The organism is Sphingobacterium wenxiniae, from assembly GCF_900116225.1.
Lineage (GTDB): Bacteria > Bacteroidota > Bacteroidia > Sphingobacteriales > Sphingobacteriaceae > Sphingobacterium > Sphingobacterium wenxiniae.
Window position 1 is genome coordinate 432,053 of sequence record NZ_FOZZ01000001.1, and the last position, 23,331, is coordinate 455,383.

Annotated in this window: 18 protein-coding genes and 1 tRNA gene; 7 read left to right on the plus strand and 12 right to left on the minus strand. The window is 42.0% G+C overall.

From position 1 onward, the window contains the following. Positions 1-6 precede the first annotated feature (6 nt). Positions 7-741, minus strand: coding sequence for a YggS family pyridoxal phosphate-dependent enzyme (locus BM375_RS01905; protein WP_093363458.1), 735 nt, complete (start codon positions 739-741; stop codon positions 7-9). Positions 742-851: 110 nt separating this feature from the next. Further along, complete coding sequence (locus BM375_RS01910; protein WP_093363459.1) at positions 852-3,704, minus strand: M16 family metallopeptidase; 2,853 nt, start codon at positions 3,702-3,704, stop codon at positions 852-854. Between the two features lie 485 nt (positions 3,705-4,189). Between BM375_RS01910 and xerD the strand changes: the two genes are divergently transcribed. The 5 genes from xerD to nhaA all read left to right on the plus strand — a co-directional run bounded on the left by xerD (position 4,190) and on the right by nhaA (position 9,997). Continuing rightward, positions 4,190-5,083, plus strand: coding sequence for a site-specific tyrosine recombinase XerD (gene xerD / locus BM375_RS01915; protein ID WP_093363460.1), 894 nt, complete (start codon positions 4,190-4,192; stop codon positions 5,081-5,083). 726 nt (positions 5,084-5,809) lie between these two features. Then, positions 5,810-7,927, plus strand: a complete 2,118-nt coding sequence (locus BM375_RS01920) for a TonB-dependent receptor (RefSeq protein ID WP_093363461.1) — start codon at positions 5,810-5,812, stop codon at positions 7,925-7,927. A gap of 19 nt (positions 7,928-7,946) precedes the next feature. Further along, positions 7,947-8,570 (plus strand): hypothetical protein, encoded by a 624-nt coding sequence (locus BM375_RS01925; RefSeq protein WP_093363462.1) that lies wholly within the window; start codon positions 7,947-7,949, stop codon positions 8,568-8,570. A gap of 70 nt (positions 8,571-8,640) precedes the next feature. Beyond that, positions 8,641-8,715, plus strand: a tRNA-Arg gene (locus BM375_RS01930). Positions 8,716-8,800: 85 nt separating this feature from the next. After that, positions 8,801-9,997: a Na+/H+ antiporter NhaA gene (gene nhaA, locus BM375_RS01935; protein ID WP_093363463.1), complete on the plus strand. Its 1,197-nt coding sequence runs from the start codon at positions 8,801-8,803 to the stop codon at positions 9,995-9,997. 50 nt (positions 9,998-10,047) lie between these two features. Here the strand turns inward: nhaA and BM375_RS01940 are convergent, their stop codons facing one another. Further along, a complete protein-coding gene (locus BM375_RS01940; RefSeq protein WP_093363464.1) occupies positions 10,048-10,314 on the minus strand; it encodes a hypothetical protein in 267 nt (88 codons plus the stop codon). Positions 10,315-10,445: 131 nt separating this feature from the next. Here BM375_RS01940 and BM375_RS01945 point away from each other — a divergent pair, with 131 nt between their 5' ends. Continuing rightward, positions 10,446-11,168 (plus strand): acyl-[acyl-carrier-protein] thioesterase, encoded by a 723-nt coding sequence (locus BM375_RS01945; RefSeq protein WP_093363465.1) that lies wholly within the window; start codon positions 10,446-10,448, stop codon positions 11,166-11,168. A 213-nt stretch (positions 11,169-11,381) separates the two neighbouring features. On the opposite strand, the gene BM375_RS01950 is transcribed toward BM375_RS01945, so the two are convergent. From BM375_RS01950 to BM375_RS01990, 9 genes are all read right to left on the minus strand, one after another. Then, positions 11,382-12,008 carry a gluconate 2-dehydrogenase subunit 3 family protein gene (locus BM375_RS01950; protein WP_093363466.1) on the minus strand — a complete coding sequence of 209 codons (627 nt, stop codon included), beginning with the start codon at positions 12,006-12,008 and terminating at the stop codon, positions 11,382-11,384. Positions 12,009-12,025: 17 nt separating this feature from the next. Then, the gene (locus BM375_RS01955) at positions 12,026-13,456 is read right to left on the minus strand and encodes a Gfo/Idh/MocA family protein (protein ID WP_093363467.1); all 1,431 of its coding nucleotides are present in this window, start codon (positions 13,454-13,456) and stop codon (positions 12,026-12,028) included. A gap of 31 nt (positions 13,457-13,487) precedes the next feature. Further along, entirely contained in the window at positions 13,488-15,170 is a 1,683-nt protein-coding gene (locus BM375_RS01960; protein WP_093363468.1) for a GMC oxidoreductase, read from the minus strand. A gap of 264 nt (positions 15,171-15,434) precedes the next feature. Then, positions 15,435-16,676, minus strand: a complete 1,242-nt coding sequence (locus BM375_RS01965; RefSeq protein ID WP_093363469.1) for a nucleoside permease — start codon at positions 16,674-16,676, stop codon at positions 15,435-15,437. A gap of 91 nt (positions 16,677-16,767) precedes the next feature. Further along, a complete protein-coding gene (locus BM375_RS01970; RefSeq protein ID WP_093363470.1) occupies positions 16,768-17,676 on the minus strand; it encodes a hydroxypyruvate isomerase family protein in 909 nt (302 codons plus the stop codon). Between the two features lie 9 nt (positions 17,677-17,685). After that, the gene (locus BM375_RS01975; protein ID WP_093363471.1) at positions 17,686-18,648 is read right to left on the minus strand and encodes an FAD:protein FMN transferase; all 963 of its coding nucleotides are present in this window, start codon (positions 18,646-18,648) and stop codon (positions 17,686-17,688) included. A 27-nt stretch (positions 18,649-18,675) separates the two neighbouring features. Next, entirely contained in the window at positions 18,676-19,989 is a 1,314-nt protein-coding gene (locus BM375_RS01980) for a Gfo/Idh/MocA family protein (protein ID WP_093363472.1), read from the minus strand. Positions 19,990-20,009: 20 nt separating this feature from the next. Beyond that, positions 20,010-20,993, minus strand: coding sequence for a formylglycine-generating enzyme family protein (locus BM375_RS01985; RefSeq protein WP_093363473.1), 984 nt, complete (start codon positions 20,991-20,993; stop codon positions 20,010-20,012). A gap of 84 nt (positions 20,994-21,077) precedes the next feature. Beyond that, on the minus strand, positions 21,078-21,989 hold the full coding sequence (locus BM375_RS01990) for an AEC family transporter (protein WP_093363474.1): 912 nt from the start codon (positions 21,987-21,989) through the stop codon (positions 21,078-21,080). Between the two features lie 202 nt (positions 21,990-22,191). Between BM375_RS01990 and BM375_RS01995 the strand changes: the two genes are divergently transcribed. Further along, the gene (locus tag BM375_RS01995) at positions 22,192-23,331 is read left to right on the plus strand and encodes an acyloxyacyl hydrolase (RefSeq protein WP_093363475.1); all 1,140 of its coding nucleotides are present in this window, start codon (positions 22,192-22,194) and stop codon (positions 23,329-23,331) included.

The window sequence follows — 23,331 nt, forward strand, 5'->3', positions numbered from 1 at the left end:
GGTTAATTAATTCCTATTTTCGTTCCAATAGTAGCTATCAGGGTAAATCCGCTGTCCGAATATTGCTGTGCCTACGCGTATTATTGTTGCTCCCTCTTCAATAGCTATTTCCATATCACCACTCATACCCATAGATAGTTCCCGCATGCCCACAGTAGGAATATTCAGGGCAACAACCTGTTGTTGAATATCTTTCAATAAACGGAAGCATTTGCGGACTCTTTCAGGTTCAGCACTAAATAGGCCTATCGTCATTAAACCTTTAATTTTTATCCGGTCAAATTGGGCTACTTGTCTGACCAATTCAATGGCTTTATCAGGATGTACCCCGAATTTACTGTCTTCAAACGAAGTATTTACCTGTATAAACACTTCAATAGTTTTGTCTTCAAACGTTAATCTTTGCTGCAATTTTTCTGCCAAATCAAAGCGGTCAACCGACTGAATGCAGGAAACATCGTATTTCAGAATATCTTTTATTTTGTTGGTTTGCAGATGCCCAATAAAATGGTTGGTATGTGGAATTTCTTTTAAATCCTCGTACTTTTCTTTCAGTTCCTGTATCTTGTTTTCGGCAATGAGCGTATATCCTGCCTCTAATGCTATTTTGATACGTTCAGCAGATACAGTTTTAGTTGCCAATAGTAATTTTACCTCATTGGGGTTTCTATTACATTTTATACAAGCTTTTTCTATTCTTTCCTGAATATGATGCAGGTTATTTAAGAGTTCTTCTTTCATTATCTTACAAAACATGAATAATGGCAAACTTAAACCTTTCCTGTTACAAAAGAGAAGAACTGTTGCTCTTAAAAAAACAGCCCACGATTTAAATCGTGGGCTGTAAAAAACTATTTCTCATCCGGTAATAAGATAAACTTAAATAGCTTATCTTCCTTCAGATATTTGTTAGCGACTTCTTTAACAGATTCTACCGTCAATTTGTCCAAATCCTGCAAATAACGCGTAATATACGTTGGGTCTTCATCACGCTGATAAGCGCCAGAAATCTGGCTCATCCAGAAACGATTCTCTTTCAACGAAAGCTCCATTTGTCTTTTTTGCTCGATTTTAAACTTATCCAAATCCGTAGCCACAGGACCGTTTTGTTTCACTTTATTGATTTCATCCAGCGCCGAGTTAATCAACGGTTGGTATTTATCGACACTTGTCCCAAACGACACCGTAAAACTATAGCGTCCCTTAGGTGCTTTGGATGTAGATGCTCGTGCTCCTGTACCATACACCCCACTTTCATCCTCACGTAGACGTTCTATCAATTTAATGGATAGCACACTTTCTAAAGCATCCATATTAAGGTTTTCGACTTCATTATAGTTGTAATCACCGTAATAGGTCAATACAGCTGTAGCTTTCTGCTCCTGCCCTTTGTGTACGATGCGTTCAAAACCTTTTTCCGGTTCGTAGATACCTAAATCTATCGCTTTCTCATTACGTTTCAAGCTTGGCAAAGATGCTACATATTGCTCCAGGTAAGGTTTGATTTCATCCTCTGTAAACGAGCCTACAATGGTGAATACAAAATCAGAAGCATCCGCAAAACGCTCTTTGTAGATTTCCAAGGCACGTTGTTGGTTAATCTGCTTCACGCCATCTTCTGAAATTGGCACACGACGAATGTTACCGTCATAAAGGCTCTCCATTACCGTTTTGGAGAATACAAAACTTGGATTACTTTCACGATTGGCAATCATGGACAGATTTTTCGTGATAGTACTTTGGAATACATCGTCCTCAATACGTGGCTCGGTAAAGTAACCGTAAATCATTTCAAAAGCTGTTTGCAAGCCTTCCTTGTCCGAATAACCGGACAGACCTTCACTTCTTTCCGAAAGATAAGGACTGATGTTTACATTCTTACCAGTCATGTATTTTTGAAGCTCAATAGTGTTCAGCTGTCCCACACCACTACTGTTTACCAAACTCCCTGCGTGCGAAGCCGAATAATAATCCACATCGCTATATAAAGAAGTTCCGCCAGGACTGTAAGCGTTAATTAAGATTTCATCATTTTTAAAGGTAGTCGGCTTTAATACGACTTTTACCCCATTACTCAAAACGAGTTCTTTTGCATCAATAGCATCAATAGCTTTGTTTTCAACGACCGCACCTTTCACAGGTTCGTTGGAAAGCAACGGTAAATCCGAAACCTTATCCTCATAAGCCGTTATCTGTTCAGACTCTACCTCGTTCAGCCAAGCCAAAGCTTTCGCTTCATAAGGAAGAGATTCCTTCTCTTTTTCCGGTGCCATAATAATGATATCCCGGTTGCTGTCCAGATAGTATTGCTTTCCAATGTCTTCTACTTCTTCCAGTGTCAATGTTGGTAAAAGCTGTTTATTCAACCGGTAATTATCCTCGTTGCTCAATGCCGGGCTATCTTCCAGGTAGTAATTCAAATAACGGTTTACATAGCTGTCCGACTTTTTCTTATCCCGCTCCGTATAAGCTGTTTCATTATTTTTATGAATAGCCGACACCGCACGCTCAAATTCTGAGGAGGTGAAACCATGCTTCTGCACACGCTCCAACTCACGCACCAAAGCTTTGAATCCGTTTTCAAACTCATTAGGCTTCGCTACGAAAAGCGCATTGAAGGCATCCAAACCCGCTAGAAAACCGCCTACACTCGCCATTGCCTGTATATAAGGTGGATTAGCAGATTGTCCCAATTCACTCAAACGCGCATTCAGCATGTTGTTATAGACCGATTTTGACAATTGTTTTCGGAAATCCCGAACGGTTGTTACCTTTTCTTCAGGATGCTTGATGGTTATCTGACCGATTGTATAACTTGTTTCTGGATCAGTAACAGCAATAAATTGATTTTTATTCAGCAAAGGTACTTTATGCTCCACACGCTGAGGCGGATTTGCAGGCATTTTCATGTCCGAGAACAATCGCTTCACTTCATTTTCCATTTGCTCTACATCCACATCTCCTACTATAATTAAGGCTTGCAGATCCGGACGGTACCAGTCCTGATGAAACTTACGCAATTCGTCATAAGGAAAGTTGGTAATAACATCCTCCGTACCAATCGGTAAGCGGTTAGAATAGAGCGAATTGTTCAGCATAACAGGTAGGTATTGATCACGCATACGCTGTGCCGCCCCTCTACCACCCCGCATCTCTTCCAACACAACACCTCGTTCTTTATCAATTTCCTCATCCGTCAATAGAGCATCTTGTGCCCAATCACGCATGACCTGTAGCCCATTTTTCAATAGATCTGGATCGTCCGAAGGAATTGGCAATTGATACACCGTTTGGTCAAAGCTAGTATACGCATTCAAATCACTACCGAAACGCACACCCGCTTTCTGCAAGTAATCCACTAACGCATTCTTCGGAAAATGTTTCAAACCATTGAAATTCATATGTTCCATAAAATGTGCCAAGCCTAATTGAGATTCTGTCTCGAGAATAGACCCCACTTTAGTTGCCAAATACATGGTCACCCTATCCTTCGGTTCCACATTCTTACGGATAAAATATTGGAATCCATTGGCAAGTTTCCCCGTTTTTACTTCGTTGTCAAAAGGCAAAGGTGCATCCCAGGAAATGGTATCCTGAACAAGAACTTGTCTTGCTTCATAAGTCATAGACGTTGGCGCAGCTTCTACGCTTTGCAACAACGTTGGCAATAAAAAAGCTAACGCAATAGGTTTAATAATCTTCATTTAAATATAGTTTACTTTCAAAAAATATATCGTATTGGATAAATCTACGAATTTTCCATAAACTTTATCACTCCCTTAGGAATAATTTTGTTTTGAGGGGAAATAGAGGGTTAATTTTGACAATTGTCATTTCTTCCCATTCCACAACCTTTCCGTCCCTCGCCGGGACAGAGGGGCGTTATCAAAAAGTTTTTTCTTATAGTCCTCACCCTTAATCCCTCTCCAAAGGAGAGGGAAACCAATTAATTTCCTTGATAGTTAGACAGGTAGCAAACTATACGCTCCCTCTCCTCTGGAGAGGGCTGGAGAGAGGATAATAATACAGGCACACTTATCTTGACGTCAAAGCAAAAGCTTTCGGGGATCTAGGCGACTTAAAAAACTGTTTAATTAAACCCTCCATATATTTTAACCACAACCAAGATACATTTACCCTATAAAAAGTATATGCGTAATAACAAAATAACATTTCCTACCTTTGCCTTATGGAATGGGGCATTGTCAAGCGGGATTTTAAGCGGTACCTACAGTTGGAGCGTAGCCTTTCTCCAAACTCTATTGATGCCTACATGAACGATGTTAGCAAATTAGAGGCTTTTTGTTCCTTTAAGAACCTTGCATTGAACACTATACAGACCCGTGACATTCAAAAGTTTCTGCTCTTTATCAACGATTTTAATATCTCCCCTTATACGCAAGCACGTCTTCTTTCAGGTTTAAAAACTTTCTTTGGCTTTCTACAGATAGAATACCAATTAGAAGATAATCCAGCAGAACTTATCGAAGCTCCACGACTAAACCGGAAACTTCCGAGCGTACTGAATATTCAAGAAATTGATGCGCTGATAGCCGCAATTGATTTGTCTACGCCTGAAGGCATGCGCAATAAAGCCATTCTGGAAATACTCTACGGGTGCGGGCTGCGGGTCTCCGAATTGGTGAACCTAAAAATTTCCAACCTTTTCCTGGACATCGAATTTATCAAAGTAGAAGGCAAAGGCAACAAAGAACGACTTATCCCCATCGGTCAGCAAGCCATTAAATATTTACGCATATACCTTGAAGAAGTCCGCATACACTTAGCTATCAAGTCAGGCGCCGAAGATATTGTCTTCCTGAATCGACGTGGCGCCCAACTTACACGAGTGATGGTGTTCATTATCATCAAAAGGTTAGCAAATAAGATAGCATTGAACAAGGATATTAGCCCCCATACCTTCCGACATTCTTTTGCCTCCCACCTAGTGGAAGGCGGCGCAGATCTTCGTGCCGTACAAGATATGCTTGGACATGAAAGCATTACTACTACGGAAATCTATACCCATATCGACAAAGACTATCTACAGTCCGTCATCACACAATATCATCCTCGTTCATAAATGCAACTTTGTTATATTTAATTTGCAACACAATTGCATTTGAACTATATTTGTGCCATCATTTACATGGGACATTTGCTCAAACATATCTTCATTCTTCTCACAATAAGCACAACATTGTTGAGTGCGACATTGCAATACACGCATACGCACGAAACAACGCAGCATGAAGATTGTCCATCCGCACATCACGATCATACTGCCGACACTTGTTCATTGTGTTGGTTTATGGTTCATCAAGTTGTAGATGGCCTCCAAGTATCCACGAATGTTATTTCACCTTTTGAACAGACAATCGATATTCTTCACATTCCTGAGAGGTCATCTTTTGTCTTGCTCTACAATGTTTATAGCCGATCGAACCGAGGTCCTCCAATCTTACAATCCTAATATCCTCTCCCCAACCCTCTCCCTCGCCTGAGTCGAGGCACTGCGAGGCCTTCGCTGGCGCGAGCGTGCCGCTCGTGCCTTCATCAAATACAAGGACACACGCCACAGGGTGCGCCAGCTTGAGAGGGGGGGGCGTATAGTTTACTACCTGTCTAATCTGTCAAGGAAATTAATTGGTCTCCCTCTCCTTTGCCGTGCCTCGGCTCTGACGAGGGAGAGAGCCTGTCCCGGCTCTTTGACGGGAGATTAAGGGTGAGGATTGAATTTATAAAACATAATCCCAAAAAAGGTATCACATGAATAATCTTGGGTGTGAACCCATAGGAAAAACAACTGATGATAAAACATCTTCTGGCATTGTGTTGCACATGCTTCTTTTGGTCCGTTTGTCAAGCTCAAGTAGCGGATACAATAAGCAAAGACAGCTTAGGGTTTGGTCATATCCATTTACAGGATGTCGTAATTACCGGTAAGCAAATGCAGTCGCTGTCTGCAAGCCTTCATCGGCTTTCGCAGGTGCAGATGCGTGAGCAAAAGGGTAATCTTTTGGCAGAATCCTTAAGTCAGCTTTCTGGCTTATCTACTATTGGCATGGGCAATTCTATTGTCAAACCTGTTATCAACGGACTTCATGGCAACCGCATTCTTCTATTGAATCAAGGTGTGCGGCAAGAAGGGCAACAATGGGGAGTAGAACACGCTCCTGAGATTGATCCTTTCGTAGCCGACAAGCTCGAAGTTATAAAGGGTGCACAAGGTGTTCGCTATGGTGCAGATGCCTTAGGTGGTGTCATCTTGATTACGGCAGATGACATAGACAGCCACAAAGCGATCGCAGGTGAAATCAATACCATCGGCCAATCCAACAGTCGTAGCCTCACGCTCAACGGGGAGCTTGAAGGTGGTGTGGTTGCTATTCCGAATCTTGGTTGGCGTATACAGGCTTCTGGCAAAAAAGCAGGCAACTATCGTGCTGCCGATTATTATTTAGGCAACACCGGCGCGAAAGAACTGAACTATTCCGGCACCTTACAATACCAACAGGAAGCTAATAGATGGGAAGCCTATTACAGTCATTTTGGTACAACTCTAGGCATTTTCCGTGGAGCACATATTGCAACAGCTGAAGACATTGAAGCCCGTATTGCACATGGACGCCCTTACGAAGACTATGCATTCAGTTATGATATAGAAGCGCCGCGCCAAACTGTAACCCACGATCTGGCCAAATTACAATGGAAACGACAGCTTCGCGGAGAACAGTCCTTGGAGGTATTATACGCTTTCCAGCACAACCATCGTAAAGAATTCGATTTAAGGCGTATTGCTGCAGATGACACCCCAATGGCTGACATGGTACTCACCACCCAAAATCTAGATATCAGCTACAAAGTCAAAGGGTTATCCGTAGGAACACAGACCTCTATACAGGTCAACAACAATACCCCCGGGACAGGTACAACGCCTATCATCCCAAATTTTGATAGCTATACATTAAGTGCCTATGCCATTCAACAACTTCACTTTGGCAGACTGCATACAGAAGGTGGGCTACGCTACGATTATAAACATTTAGATATGGCTGGTTATCGTTATGATTATGCCCATCCCAATGCAGATGGCAGTCTCAATCAATACCTGATGACTGACAACCGCCAGTTTCATAATGTTTCGGGGACATTTGGAATACTCTACCACATTCTCCCTCACTTTAACTGGAAAAGCAATATCGGTTTGGCATGGCGTGCACCATCTGCCAATGAGTTATATAGCGATGGCGTACACCATGGTAGCGGCACATACGAAGTAGGTAATAAAAACTTAGTAAGCGAAAAAGGATTGAAGTGGGTAAATAGCCTGATCTGGAATACCGAAAAATGGCAGGCAACAGTAGATGCATACGCCCAAATGGTGTATGACTACATCTATGCGCAGCCACATTCAGATTCTGTCAGACAGACTATCAGAGGTACCTTCCCTCTCTTTTCCTATGAACAGCATGACGCATTCTTTTATGGTGTGGACCTAAGCGCTTCCTTTACTTTAAACGAACAACTAGGTTACCATATTAAGGCTTCCCTTGTAAGGGCGAAGAACACCACGTTAAACAGCTATTTGCCATATATTCCGGCAGACAGATGGAGTCATGCAATACAGTGGGAACCAACTTATGCACCATTACGAAATGCCTACATCAAATTCACCCATCGTTTCGTGGCCGAGCAGGCACGTTATGAGGATGGCACAGATTATACTGCTCCACCCTCCGCATACCATCTCTTCGATCTGGTATTGAGTAAGCATATAACTATGCCAGAAGAAAGAAACCTACAGGTTTTGTTATCAGTAAACAATTTATTCAACACATCCTACAAAGACTACATGGATAGATTCAGATATTTTGCCCATCAGATGGGTAGAAATATACAAGTCAAATTAAGTTATCAATTTTAAAAACATTACACATTAAGACATGAAAAAATTAAGTTTATTCGCTATCATATTTACTATTTTATTATCTACCTCTTGTTCAAAAGACGATCCTACTCCTGAAATCGACCAAGAAGAGGTCAATGCAGCTGAATTAGTCTTTACCGAAGTGGAACGCGAGGCACATGGCGATCATTATCACTACAATGAAATCGAAAATCCAGATGTAGAACATGTCAAATTCTCAAAAGAAGGACTTCCTGAAGTGGGTACACATCTGCATTTGGAAGTTGGCAAAACTTACAAATTGGAATTAATCGCCAAGGATTTTGCAGGCAGAGAAACCCAACAAACCTTTGTACAACGTGCAGACATCCATCAAGCCTTCATCTTAGGTGCACCAGAAGGCACCTTTGAATATGCTTATGCAGACAGAGATGCTGATAATAACAAAATACAAGTCGGGGTTACAGGTTACCTAACCGTTGCTAAAGAAGCTGATACTTTTGTGTTTCGCTACATCATGCGCCACTTAAACCCGGGCGTTAAAGCAAATATCACGGCAGCAGACTGGAATAATAAAGATTTTGCAAAGTTCACTGGCGCAAATGATATTGATCTTCAAGTGGAAGTACATGTGGTCAGCGATCACGGTCACGACCATTAATACATAGCGGGGCATTTATTTTTGCTATTACACTTTGAAGTAAGGTAAAAAGTATTATTTTTGCCCCAAAGTTCCCGTAGTTCAATGGATAGAATTTCAGATTCCGGTTCTGACGATGTGGGTTCGACCCCCGCCGGGAACACCAAAAAGGTAGCTGTAATAACAGCTACCTTTTTCATTTCACCCTCGTTTTTCCACTTAAAATCAAACTTTTTGGGTAACTTCGTAGCATGACAAAACGCATCAATCTTAAAGCTTTCCAAGACTTTCTAAACTCAAGCACCGGAGGTGGAATTTTGTTACTTTTCTGTTTAGCACTATCACTCATTATTGCAAACAGTCCCCTATCTATCCCGTTCAATAATCTGTTAAACACGAAGTTGGGGTTTGAAAATGAGAATATCCATCTAAATTACAGCATAGCCGCCTGGATTAATGATGGATTAATGGCCATTTTCTTCTTATTAGTGGGATTGGAAATCAAACGTGAATTGGTAGAAGGAGAACTTTCCTCACCCCGACAAGCGGCTCTACCCATTCTTTGTGCTATTGGAGGCGCATTGGTTCCTGCCCTGATATACGCCGTCCTTAATGCCGATACAGACACACACCACGGTTGGGGTATCCCAATGGCAACGGATATTGCCTTCGCATTAGCCGTTATCAGCATGCTTGGTAAAAGAGTTCCACTCAGTTTAAAAATATTTTTAGCCGCTTTAGCCATTGTAGACGATTTATTGGCCATCTTGGTCATCGCTTTGTTTTATTCCGGCGATTTGCACTATACCTACCTGATGTACGCAGGCGCAATCCTGTTGTTACTCGTCATTTTCAATCGTTTCGGTGTCAAGAACATATGGCTGTACCTCATTCCCGGTGTTTTCATTTGGTATTTTATTCATCACTCCGGCATTCACGCAACAATCGCCGGTGTCCTGGTCGCCATGACTTTACCAACCACACCAGACGAAACGGAATCCCCTTTGGAAAAGCTGGAACATGCTCTTTCCAAACCAGTGAATTTCCTGATTGTTCCACTATTTGCCATTGCCAACACCAATATTACCTTCCAGAGTGAAATGCTGGGCGGATTAACATCCAGCCTGGGATTGGGGATTATTTTGGGGCTTTTTGTTGGCAAAACAGTAGGGATATTTGCTATCTGTTGGATATCTGTAAAGTCTGGTCTAACGAAATTACCTGAGCTAGCGGGATGGAAACATATCATCGGCGTGGGGATGCTCGGCGGTATTGGTTTTACCATGTCCATCTTTATATCCATTCTCTCCTTTGATAATGCTCTGCATATTGAAGAAGCAAAATTAGCAGTATTGGTCGGTTCCTTGATTTCAGGTATCTCCGGCTACCTGTTTTTAAGTGCCGTAGGAAAAAAGGATGCTGCACAAACAAGTTCAGACCTCTCATAAAAGCATAAAAAAGGCGAAAGTTGTATAAACCTTCGCCTTTTCAAGACTTTTTAATAATCAATCTCGATAACTGATTTCAGCGGAATCAATACCCCACCTTTTATCTGTAAATAATTTTCCGTGAGCGACCAAACAGTCGTCTCTACACGTTTAGGACCATCTGTTGTCTGAAAAGCAATAGTGGTTTTCGATTTAAACTCATTTCCTAAACGCAAAGCAGATTTCAACTTATCTTGTAATACAGCTGATTTATCCACTTCCGCAGGAATGATTTTAAATTCATTTATACGTTCTTTTTCTATTATTTGTCCAATCATACTTTCAACTCTTTTATTGAAACTAAATATAAAAATTACATTATCATAATGCCAAATTAATCACAAATTATTTACACTTTTACATATATCATATAAAAGTGATAGAAGTGAAGGATTAAAAATAGTTAACGATGCCTATTGAAATTTATTCTAAAACATATCGATTAGATTTTACACAATGTTATCCCAACGGATTTCTAAAGTATAGTGAATTAAGCAACCTGATGCAATTGGTTGCGGCAGAACATGCAGCCGGTTTGGGTTTTGACTATATGAACATGGCCAAGCAAAATCAAGCTTGGGTATTAACCCGTGTACGCATAGAAATTGACAAATTGCCAAAGCTGTTGCAAGAAATCACAATCCATACCTGGATAGAAGACTTTCTGGGAAATCGTTCTGTACGCGATTTTGCCATTGAGGTCGGTGGGAAAAAGATTATCGGGGCGAGTACCTTTTGGGCCGTACTCAACATCAAAGAAAGAAAGTCCGAAAATTTAGCTATCCACATCAATCCACAGCACGTTCTGTCAGGCAAAAAATCTACAAGCGTGCCTTTCCGGCGTATCGATCAGCAGACGGATTATGATCAACATTCCTCTTATACGGTCAGATTATCCGATTTGGATGTAGTGCAACATGTTAACAATGTTCGGTACACCGAATGGTGCATGGACAGTTTGGATGCAGCTGTCGTGCTCAACAAACCGTTTAAATCCATCGACATGAATTATATCAAAGAATTGGGACTGGGACAAGAGGTCAATATTGCCCACAGTTTAAAAGGTGACGAAATCCATTTCTCCATAAGCAAAGGCGACAAAACCATTTTTTTGATGGATATTCATGTATAGAAAAAGACGCTATATAAAAACATCAACGTCATTGCGAGGCACGAAGCAATCTGTTGATGCCGAAAACACAGATTGCTTCCTCATTCTTCCTCGCAATGACGTGTTTTCTTAGGATTCAAATTTTGTCATAAGCAAAGGAGACAAAACCATCTTTTTGATGGATATTTATATATAGAAAAAGGGAAGACAAAAAATCTTCCCTTTTTCAGTTTTTTACGCAAAAGCTTTATCTCCTTTTTTATACGGGTAATAACCATCGTAACGGCCAGGGATCTTCACAAAGCGTAATGCCTGTGTCATACCAAGCTCAGAGGTAAAGAATCCTGTCAATGTCAACTGTTTCAGCATATGGAAGAAATGATTAGGCAATTGTTCCGCCTCTTCTCTTTTCTTTCCACTTTTTTCAGCTTTCTCGTACAGCGCATTTTGCTTCTCACTTCTTTCCTTCTGGAATTCCTGAGCTTCTTTGTCCCATTTATTCACAAACTGCAATTGTTCCTCTTTCGAAAGTTCTTGGAATTTCTTATTGAATTCTTTTTGAGCTCTTTCATCCACACCTGACAAGCCCTCTAAGAAAGCTTTCTGGTCAACAGGATCGTAACAATCACGAATCATTACCGGAATAAATTCACCTACCCCAGCTTCTTTCGCTCCAGGAGTAGAAGTTTTAGGGAGAATAGCTTCAGCTAAATCCCCTAACAAATTTGTAGACTCTGCTTCAAATAGCGTAGCTACATCCTTGGAAGCAGGACGAGTACATCCCTCCAAGAACAAGTTCGCTCCAATGACCGAGCCTCCTAATATCATCGCTACACGTTGTATAGCTTCTCTTCTGTTCATAACGTTCAAAATTTCTATTAAAGACTATATTTAATATCCCATCCTTGGCGATACTCCCGTTTTACAAACTGATTCACGATATCAAAGTTTGTTACTTTCATCGCATCATTATCCCAAAGGAGTTTCAAGTTTCTTCCCGGATATTTACCATCGACCCGCATATCAGCTCCACGAATAGCCAAATTAGCCATCAACAAAGCTTCAGTAAGTGGACCTGAGATTTCAAATGGAGCACTTACCTCCATGTTGCCATAACCGGCTATACATGCCTCTACCCATTGTGCGTAGTGGCCGTTCGCTTTGCCCGGAACACGTGCATATTTCTGTTGAACAGTCTCTTTACGTGAAGTAGGTAACAAACGAGCATTATCACCATAGGTATCTGCCAAAATCTTACCTTTCGTACCCACTAAAAGAATACCGTTACCACCATCGCCAAATATTTCGTTCGGACCTAACTCATCTGGACGTGCTGGCTGAATACCTCCATCCATCCAGTGCAATGTTACATCACCTTGTGTTTTTGATGTTTTAGGGAAAGTCATCGTTACGTGGCTTGATGGCGGACAGCTTTCAGGGAAGTAACCTCGCTTAAATTCATCGATATACACTGAGCCTACTGTAGCCTGTACATCTTTTACATATTGTAAGCCCAAAGTGCTGAACGGCACTTCCAATAAGTGACAACCCATATCACCCAAAGCACCTGTACCATAATCCCACCAACCTCTCCAGTTGAACGGAACCAATTTCTCTACGTAGTCTTTAAAAGGTGCCGTACCTAACCATAGGTCCCAATCTAATTCCTTAGGCACAGGAGCTGTCTGTGTAGGCCATGCGATACCTGAAGGCCAAACCGGTCTATCTGTCCAACAGTAAACTGTATGTACATCGCCGATTAAACCTGCCTCATACCATTCTTTGATCTCGCGCGGACCATCATTAGATGCCCCTTGGTTACCCATCTGGGTAACGACTTTATATTTTTTCGCTGCATCAGTCAGTACACGAGCCTCCCACACATCATGGGTCAAAGGTTTCTGCACGTAAACGTGCTTGCCCAACTGCATCGCGGCCAATGCCTGAATAGCATGGTTATGGTCCGGAGTGGAAACAGAAACTGCATCAATGTGTTTATGTTCCTTATCCAACATTTCACGGTAATCTCTATAATATTTTGCTTTTGGAAGGTCTTTCACTGCACTTGCCGCACGACGATCATCTACATCACATAAGAATGCGACATCTGCCTTGCCACTTCTATGAAATGACATAATATCGCTATGGCCTTTACCACCGACACCGATACCCGCAACGACCAACTTATCAGAAGGAGCGACAAAGCCCTTACCTCCCAACACATGCCGTGGCACAATCATAAACCCTGCTGCTGCTAAAGCTGCCTGCTTGATAAAGTCGCGCCTCGAATTATTTTTTTCTTTCATCATATTATACGTTTATGTGGATTACTTAACTGTTTTACAAATTCCCTTTTTTCAATTCTTGTACAGCAAAATCAACCGCACGAGCTGTCAAAGCCATATAAGTCAATGATGGGTTCACACAAGCAGCTGAAGTCATCGCAGCACCATCGGTTACAAATACGTTTTTCGCATCCCAAACCTGATTATGCTTATTCAAAACCGAGTTCTTCGGATCTGTACCCATACGCGCTGTTCCCATTTCGTGGATACCTTGACCCATATAATAGGTATTGTCGTACGTATACACATCCTTCACGCCAATGCTTTCTAACATTTCCTTCATCTCCTCCTTCATATCCGGACGCATTTTATTCTCGTTGTCCTTGATTTCCATATCCATTGCCAACAACGGAAGCCCCCATTTATCTTTATTATCCTTATCCAGATAGATTCTGTTTTCATGGTATGGAAGGATTTCACCGAACGCTGTAAACCCGATGCTCCAATCTCCCGGTTCGCACATCGCGTCTTTCCAGTCTCCACCAACACTCATTTCGGCTACTTCGCCGGACCAACGACCACGGCTGGCTGCTCCTTGATAACCAAATCCGCGTACATAATCACGTTGTTTGGTATCTCCAGGTACGTTCTGGAAACGTGGAACATACAATCCCGTAGGACGGCGTCCAAAAATATATTTATCTTCATAACCTTCTACGCGACCACCAGCACCCAATCTAAAATGGTGGTCCATAGCGTTGTGTCCCAACTCACCGGAGCTGCTTCCTAAACCGCCTTCCCACACATCTGTAGCCGAATTCATCAATACCCAAGTAGAGTTGAACGCCGAAGCACAGACGAAGATTACTTTTGCAAAGAACTCATAAGTTTGGTTTGTTTCCGCATCTACAATTTCAACGCCTTTCGCTTTTTGTGTATCCTTATCGTAAATGATTTTAGTTACGATCGAGAACGGACGCAAAGTCAGGTTTCCTGTAGCCATTGCAGGTGGTAAGGTAGAAGATTGTGTACTGAAATACGCGCCAAAGTTACAACCTAACCAACACTGATTCTGATACTGACAGTTTACACGACCATGGTGTGGTTGCGTAATATTAGCCGTACGCCCCATGATAAAGTGACGTTGCCCACCGTACTCTTTTTTCAAGCGCTCTGCAAGGTCTTTCTCCACCACGTTGAATGGCATGGCTGGCATAAAATCTCCATCCGGCAACACGTCTAATCCATCTCTATTTCCAGAGATCCCAGCCCAACGCTCCGCATAGCTATACCAAGGAGCGATATCCGCATAGCGGATAGGCCAATCTGTACCATGTCCATCTTTCACATTGGCTTCAAAATCCAAATCCGAAAAACGGTAACTTTGACGACCCCACATCAATGAACGTCCACCTACATGGTAACCGCGGTACCAGTCAAAACGCTTTACTTCCGTATACGGGCTTTCTTTCTCATTCACCCAGAAATCCAAGTTGCGTTCGTTCAATGGATAATCTCTTCTCAACACCGGATAATCCGCTTCCATCTGCTTGGTACGACCACCACGATGTTCGTATTCCCAAGTGTCTTTATTCGCGTGGTAATCCTTTACGTGTTCAACGTTACGGCCACGCTCCAACATAATGGTTTTAAGACCTTTTTCAGTCAGTTCTTTTGCAGCCCAACCGCCGCTTATCCCTGATCCGATGACAATTGCATCATAAACATTATCTGCCATATCTCTTCAATTATAGTTTGTTTATTTTAAATTCATCTTCATTTTATAAACCTATAAGGTTTTGTCGTTGTATCCACAAGTAAACCTTATAGGTTTGTAATTTATTTGAGTGATGAAGGTGTCCGAAAAATCCGCCGTCATCGTCATTGCGAGGAACGAAGCAATCTGATGACGATAAAAACGCAGATTACTTCGTCATTTTTCCTCGCAATGACGCGTTTTTTTAATGATTACAACCTTTTCAGACATCCTCATCACCTTATCTTACACTGTTTTACTTTCAATCTTTTCGTTCTTAAAGAATAACCAGAACAGAATCATTACTACCAAGGCGATTCCTGCAGGTACAATCCATACCTGTTGCCAGAAACCAGAAACATCCGTCGTACGCATATCTTGGTATTTATCACCAATAAAGCCTGCTACCCAGAAACCGATTAACTGACCGACACCATACGTCGCCAACGTAATCAATCCTTGCGCAGCGCTCTTATATTTCGCACCGGCTTTGCTATCCGTATAAATCTGACCAGATACGAAGAAAAAGTCATAACAAATACCATGTAATGCAATACCGAGGATCAACATCCAAGTACCAGATCCTGCATCGCCGTAAGCAAATAATAAATAACGGACAACCCAAGCCAACATCCCGATAAGAATGGTGTTCTTAAAGCCGAAACGTACAAAAAGCACAGGCAATAACAATAAGAACACCGCTTCGGATACTTGTCCAATCGCCATCTTCCCTGTCGCATCAGCCAGTCCTATTTCCACAAGGAAAGGATTCGCGTTCGAATAATAAAAAGCCAATGGAATACAAATCAATATCGATGCGATAAAGAAAAGCAGGAAGTTTCTGTCTTTCAAAAGCTTGATGGCATCCAAACCAATAATCGAAGCAAATGACGGTTTTTCATCGGCACTGATTTTAACAGGTGGCGTTTTAGGTAAAATGAAAGAAAACAACCCCAATAACAAAGAAGCGATAGACGTCATCAAAAATGTGTTTTTCAATGCACCCTCTGCTGCTCCTTCCGGTGAATCCCATTTTAGGAAACTAATGGTCAAACCGGCTACAATCCAACCTATTGTACCCCAAACACGGATACTAGAGAATTGTTTCTCCGGATTGGTTAATTGTCTGAAAGAAACCGAGTTTACCAAAGCCAAAGTAGGCATATATAGAATCATATACACCAAAACATACGGATAGAAAACCGCAATATCTGTAGCATTATACATCTGGAACATCAAGACCGCACCGATTAAGTGCAAAATCCCTAATATTCGCTCAGCATTAAAGTACCTATCCGCAATCATCCCAATAATGAAAGGTGCGATGATTGCCCCCAATGATTGTGTAGAGAATACATTAGAAATTTGTAACGGCTCCGCGTTTAAGTTCTGGATAAGATACGTTCCCAAAGTAACGAACCAAGCTCCCCAAATAAAAAATTCGAGGAACATCATAAATGATAATTTAAATCGTATTGATGTTGACATCTTGTGATAGGTTTATTTTTATAAAGATATTATTTTCTATAATAAATATTCAAAAAAAATTACAGTTAAATTATTTTAGTGGCTTTAAATCTTAAAAATTATCGACTTCCCTGTATGCGGACACAAGTGCTTTCTCTCCTTCCACACCTGATTTCGACATACCATGCTCCATACCGACAATTCCAGTATACCCTTTTTGTTTAATCCATTTAAAGACATTCTTATAATTGATTTCACCAGTTGTCGGTTCTCTCCGTCCCGGGTTGTCCCCTACCTGGATATAACCTATTTCGCTCCAGCACATATCCATCAGCGGAATCAAGTTTCCTTCATTTTTCTGCTGGTGATAAGCATCATACAGAATCTTGCACGATGGGCTTCCCACCGCTTTACAAATTTCATAAGTCTGATCCGTATAGCGCAGAAACAAATCTGGCGTGTCGCTCAAAGGTTCCAAAACCATCGTTATGTCATGCGGTTCCAACAATTCAGCCCCGCGCTTCAGTGCTTCTATAACATTAGCCGTCTGCACGCCTATTGGCAGGTTCCGCTGATAATCGCCCGGTACAACCGTCACCCACTTGGCATTAACCCGTTTAGCAATCTCTATCGAGTCACGGCAGCCTTTTAGGAAAATATCCACATGTTCCGACTTACCTGCCGCCAGGGTATTCGCACCGTTGCCTCCCTTAGGCACAACAAATACGCCCATACGCATCCCTAGTTTTGCCAATGTCTCACCGATTTTCTTCTGGTCTTCTACCGATCTGCCCGGCATCCCATTATCTTCGATACTACGAAACCCAAGATCATGCATATATTTTATCTGATCGATAAAATCCTTACCTGCCGAAGTGGCAAACATGCCTTCATGTGGGGCATAATCCAAGTTAAACGGGCTTCCGCTCTGCTTGAATTGTGTGTCAGCCTTACTCTCCTTATTCATAAGGAATGTCCCCCCTAAAAGCACCCCGCTTTTTATAAAATCTGAACGATTCATATCCTTTGGTTAATTTTTAACATAATTATAAAATCCTTTCGAAAAGGCTTCCTTAAAGGCTTCCCCTTCCTGATATATCACATAAATTTCAGTGTCTTTGAGTGCATTCGCCAGCTTGAGTCCATCCGCTACCGACATCGCCATAAAAACATTGTCATAAGCATCCGCGTCCATAGCAGTCTTAGCAATAACGGTCACGCTGGCAATATTATTTTGCACAGGATAACCTGTTTTGGGGTCGATGTGATGATGAATCTTCTTGCCATCCATCGTATAAGTTTTCCTATAATTGCCGGACGTTGTTACGGCATTATCTTTCAACCGCAACACAAATGAAGCCTGCGTATCATCCGGTCTTTCTATCCCTATCTGAAAAGGTTGTCCATCATCTTTACTCCCTTTTGCCCGTATTTCTCCCCCTAGTTCTACCAAATAATTTTCTATGCCATGCTGTTCGAGCAAATCACTCAATACATCCACTGTATATCCCTGGGCAATGCCATTCAGATCAATACTTATCGCATGTCGCTTTTTCACCAGCTTTTTCCCAAGAATCCGCAATTTATCCATCCCCACATTTTGCAACGCACTGTCAATTGCCACTTGTTGCGGGAATACCTTAATCTGCTCAGGGCCAAAGCCCCACAAGTCTACCAGCGGCTTGACCGTCACATCAAATAATCCTTTCGATTTTTTATGTACTGCAAAAGCTTTTCGCACAACATTTTGCATATGCCCATCCATAGCAATCGATTGCGTTTCGGGAGAATTAAAAAGCGTTATTTTCGAATTTTGCTTATAGGTAGACATGGATAAATCTATCACCTCCAAAGCACTATCAATAGCGGTCTGTACAACGACCTCCGTCGGATGAAAATATTGGATAGAATAAGTTGTCCCCTGCGCCCGGCCATTCATCACAAATTTAGGTTGCTGGGCATGGGCCCAACAACCAATACAAACAACAATCATGATATAAATGACCTTTAACACGTTTTTCTATATGTATAGTTCCGTATTGATACCCGGAATGGCTACCGGATACTCTCCATTTTCATTGGGCAAAATTTTAGGCAATGCGTCAAACGCATAACGTTCCGGCATCAAATCAATATTTGACTGCAACGCTTGATCCCACTTAATGACCTTGCCCGTATAGCAGGCAATACGTCCAATAATACCAGCCAAGGTGCTGTAAGCGCCGTACTCAGCATCATTGAATTTATATTCCCCATTTGCAATAGCTGCAAAAAGTTCCTTATGCTCTTGTTGATAAGCATTTGGATTACCTTTAGGATCATGTCGATAGATTTCATTTCCTTTCGCATCCCATAGCACCGCTTGATTACCAGCCGAAAGATACACTCTTCCTTTTGTAGCCTGAAAGGTTTCATCCACGCGGTTAGAAATACCTTCAAAGTGGCGACATTGGCTATATACCACAGAGCCATCATCATACGTCATTTCAATGGCGAAGTTATCATAGATTTCACCATATTCTTTACCTGTACGGTGAGCACGGCTACCTGTCCCTTGAATAGAGACCGGATATTTCCCTTTCACCCAATTGGCAATATCGATATTGTGCACGTGCTGTTCTACAATATGATCCCCACACAGCCAGTTAAAATAATACCAGTTACGCATCTGGTATTCCATTTCGGTCTGTCCGGGCTTACGCGGCCGCACCCACACGCCGCCGCTATTCCAATAGACCTGTCCAGAAACCACATCACCGATAGCACCGTCATGTATGCGCTTGATAGCTTCACGATAATTTGTTTGGTAACGGCGCTGTAAACCCACCACAACGTTGAGCTTCTTCTGCTTGGCAATCTCTGCCGTGGCCAATACACTCCGCACACCAGGAATATCGGTCGCAACAGCTTTTTCCATGAACACATGTTTACCTTGCTTCACCGCCTCTTCAAAATGTTGCGGGCGGAAGCCCGGAGGCGTTACCAAAAGTACGACATCAGCATCCTTAATAGCTGATTTGTAACCGTCAAACCCTACATATTTACGGCTATCTGGCACATCCACTTTATCGCCAAATTTCTCTTTTAAAGTATTATAAGTTGACTCCAGATTATCCTGAAAAGCATCAGCCATTGCAACTAGCTTGATATTCTGCCCCGAGGCAAATGCGTCAAAAGCTGCCCCTGTACCACGACCACCGCAGCCCACCAAAGCTATTTTGATTTCATCTGTACCTGCAGCAAAAACACTGCTCACCGGTGAAGAAGCCAACATTGTAGCTCCTGCCAAAGCCGATCCGGCCTTGATAAATTCTCTCCTTTTTATAGTATCCATTATCAGGTTTATTATGCTATTTAAAAGTCCTTTATGGGTGCTTTATCGTAATATGCCATGATTTCCTCATGTGTGGGCACATGCACAGGGCGCACTAAACGCAGACCTACGAAAGGAGCCTCCGGAAACCACCAATTAGATTTCGGTATCTGCGGATCCAGTTGCTTCCAATACGGATCAGAAGCCATTCGTGCAGCCGAACGCAACTCATCTGCTTTGCTCTCGAACGAGCCACCGCGCACACTGTGCGGATATAAGGTCGTAGGAACCGCAACAGGATTCTCTGCTACTTTGCCAGCAAACTGTTGGTAGAAATCTTCGATATATTGATCGTATGTCCACTCAGCCACATTCCCCATCATATCGTACAATCCCCATGCATTCGGTTTCTTTTGTCCTACCTTAGCCGTTTGCTCCTTGCTATTCGCAGCAAACCAAGCATATTCCTCAAGCATAGCCGCATCATCACCGAAATAATATTCCGTATCCGAACCAGCCCTGCAAGCATATTCCCATTCCGCTTCTGTCGGTAATCTATAGAATATTCCAGTACGTATATAAAGCCATTTGCAAAATTGGATAGCGTTGTAATGTGTCATAGCCAGCGCCGGATGTCCCTCCTTACCCATTCCGAATGTCATATCCAGATACGGTTTGGTCGGTCGTGTGACCGCATCCACTTCTGCAGCTACTTTACCATCTACACTTTTTGTTACCTCAAAATCTTTATAGACAAAAGGTTCATAAAGATCCCAGGTCACTTCAAAAGTACTCATCCAAAAAGGATCAATCTTTACCTGATGTACAGGTTTTTCATCTGCTTTGTCAGATTTGTTACTTCCTCTGTTATAAAGTCCACCGGGAATGGCCTCCATCGAAAAGCTCAGCGTTGTACCCGCTAACTGCTGTTCATAACGTTCGTGTTTTTCTTGCGCATCAGCAAAAAGGCATGCTGCTGCTAAGGCAAATGATAGCACTCCCCGTTTTACAAATTTTGTACTCATCAATTCAGATTTTTGTTAAATCGGAATTAAATATAGAAATTAAATTGTAAAAATTACACTAAGTCAACCTTGGCAACAGTTAAGTTACAAAAGCACAATGATAGCCTGATACGCTAACCAAGTCGTAATCAACCCAATGACGATACTAAAACCAATGATAGAATTTCCCAACTTGGTATTTAGTCGAAACTCTTGTAGCACCATGCTTGTCGCGACTAAGCTGGGCATAAACATCTCAAATGCCGTAATCTGTGCCACCTCACCGTTCCACTGAAAGACAAATAGCAATAGCAAAATCAATACGGGGCCCAACAACAATTTATAGAAAATCGAGACACCTATTGTCAATAATTCGGATCTAGAAAAAGACAGCGATAGCTGCATACCAATGGAAAACAGTGCCAAAGGCGACACCGTTGCCGAAAGTTGTGTGAAAAATGGATTTAAAACGCTCAGATCCACAAAACGCGGAATAAGCAAGGCTCCTATACAACCTAATAATGGCGGAAACAGCAATACACGCTTTATCATATAGGATAACGGAATACGTTGCCCTGTCCTGTTATTCGCTTGTAATGCCAAAACTACGCCCACAGTTGAAAGTAGGAAGAATGTCATCTGGTCATTGATAATGGCCCATTTGATTTTATCTTCACCGAAATAAGTCGCAACCAAGGGGAAGCCTACAAAGGACGTATTACTCAACCCAGATATCAGAATCAGCGTATGTGTAGTTCTCTTGGAAAATTTCCAAACCTTTCCCATTCCTTTTATGAAAACATAAGAGCCGGCAAACAGTAATGCCGGAGCCAACAAGGCTACAATAATGCCGTCATCCCAATACAGATCAGGGAGGTATTTAAACGAAGTAGCAGGAAGCCCAATATAAATTACCCAAGTATTGATTGCCTTGAATCCATCGTCTTTAACAACCCGAAACCTCCGTAGCAAATAACCTGCAAGCAAACAAAATACGATAATTAGAAAATTGGACATTCCATCTTTATTTTTAATATATGAATCTTACACAATCACGCACGCGATAGCAGGCAGCGGTACCTCAACTCGTCCTCGTTTGCAACGAGGATGCTTAGCTTCATTCATACTCGTTACCGCTTCACTCAAACGAGTACGAGAAAAGAGACTGAAAATACATTCTTGAGTACAAGTAAATTTTAATATTTTTGCACGCAAATTTATGGATATTTCAGTTTCCTCCTCGACAAAAATAGCATTTATCCTCAGCTATTTACTTATCAGTCTCTGTGCAAAGGCACAGACTGACTCCGTAGCCGTCCGCAGCCCTTTCATCATTGAGTTGGAAGTGGAAAATGGTGGCATTCTTGCTGCTAAAGACATCAAGCGTACCACCTTTGAGAGTGCTTACTACAATGGGGTCAACCTAAAAGTAGGCTGGAAAATCCAAAAATCCAGCGATCAATATTTTAAATTGTATAACAATCCTATATACGGTATTGGATTTTATTCCAGCACCTTCAATACAGATATTATAGGTAGTCCCTATGCCATTTACGGCTTTGTACAGACTCCTTTCGGAAACTTAGAGAACAAACGTTGGCTATTCGATTACCGCATTGGCTTAGGATTATCAGGCAACTTCAATCCCTATGATGAAGAAACCAATCCTTTAAACGTAGTCATCGGAGCGAAGAACAATGTATACATTGACCTTGGTATCCGTGCGCAATACAAGATACACCCGAAATTGAAAGCCGGTGTTGGTCTTGCTTTCCACCACTTTTCCAATGGAGCTATGCGCTTGCCGAATAAAGGTGTAAACCTTGTTCCACTGACCGCATCCATTACCTATCAACCTCATCCGCAGGATATCCTGCTCGACAAAAGCAATATCGAACCTTACAGTAAGAAAATGCTGTTCCATGTCAACTACGGTATGGGTTGGAAACAGTTAGAGCGCGACAAGAAACGACGCTTCTTTAAGTCTACATTAAGTGCCTATGCCAGCCGACATGTCTCCCATAAATGGCGTATGGGAGGTGGTTTTGATCTATTCTATTCGGAGTCGGGAAACAACGACGAGATTGCCGGTGAAGAGAGCGGAAAGCTGAGCGCCAAGCTTTCCGGGGGGCCGTCTTTCTATTTGGTCCATGTGCTGAACCGCAACTTAGTACTGAACGGAAACGTAGGGTACTATTTGCATAAACAGGAATTCAACGGCGAAATCAACCGTATATTCCTACGAGCCGGCACACGGTATTACTTCTACAAGAACATCAATGCCGGCGTATCCATCAAGGCGCATAAAGGTAAAGCAGACTTTATCGAAGGTACGCTAGGGTATACATTTAACCGTTAA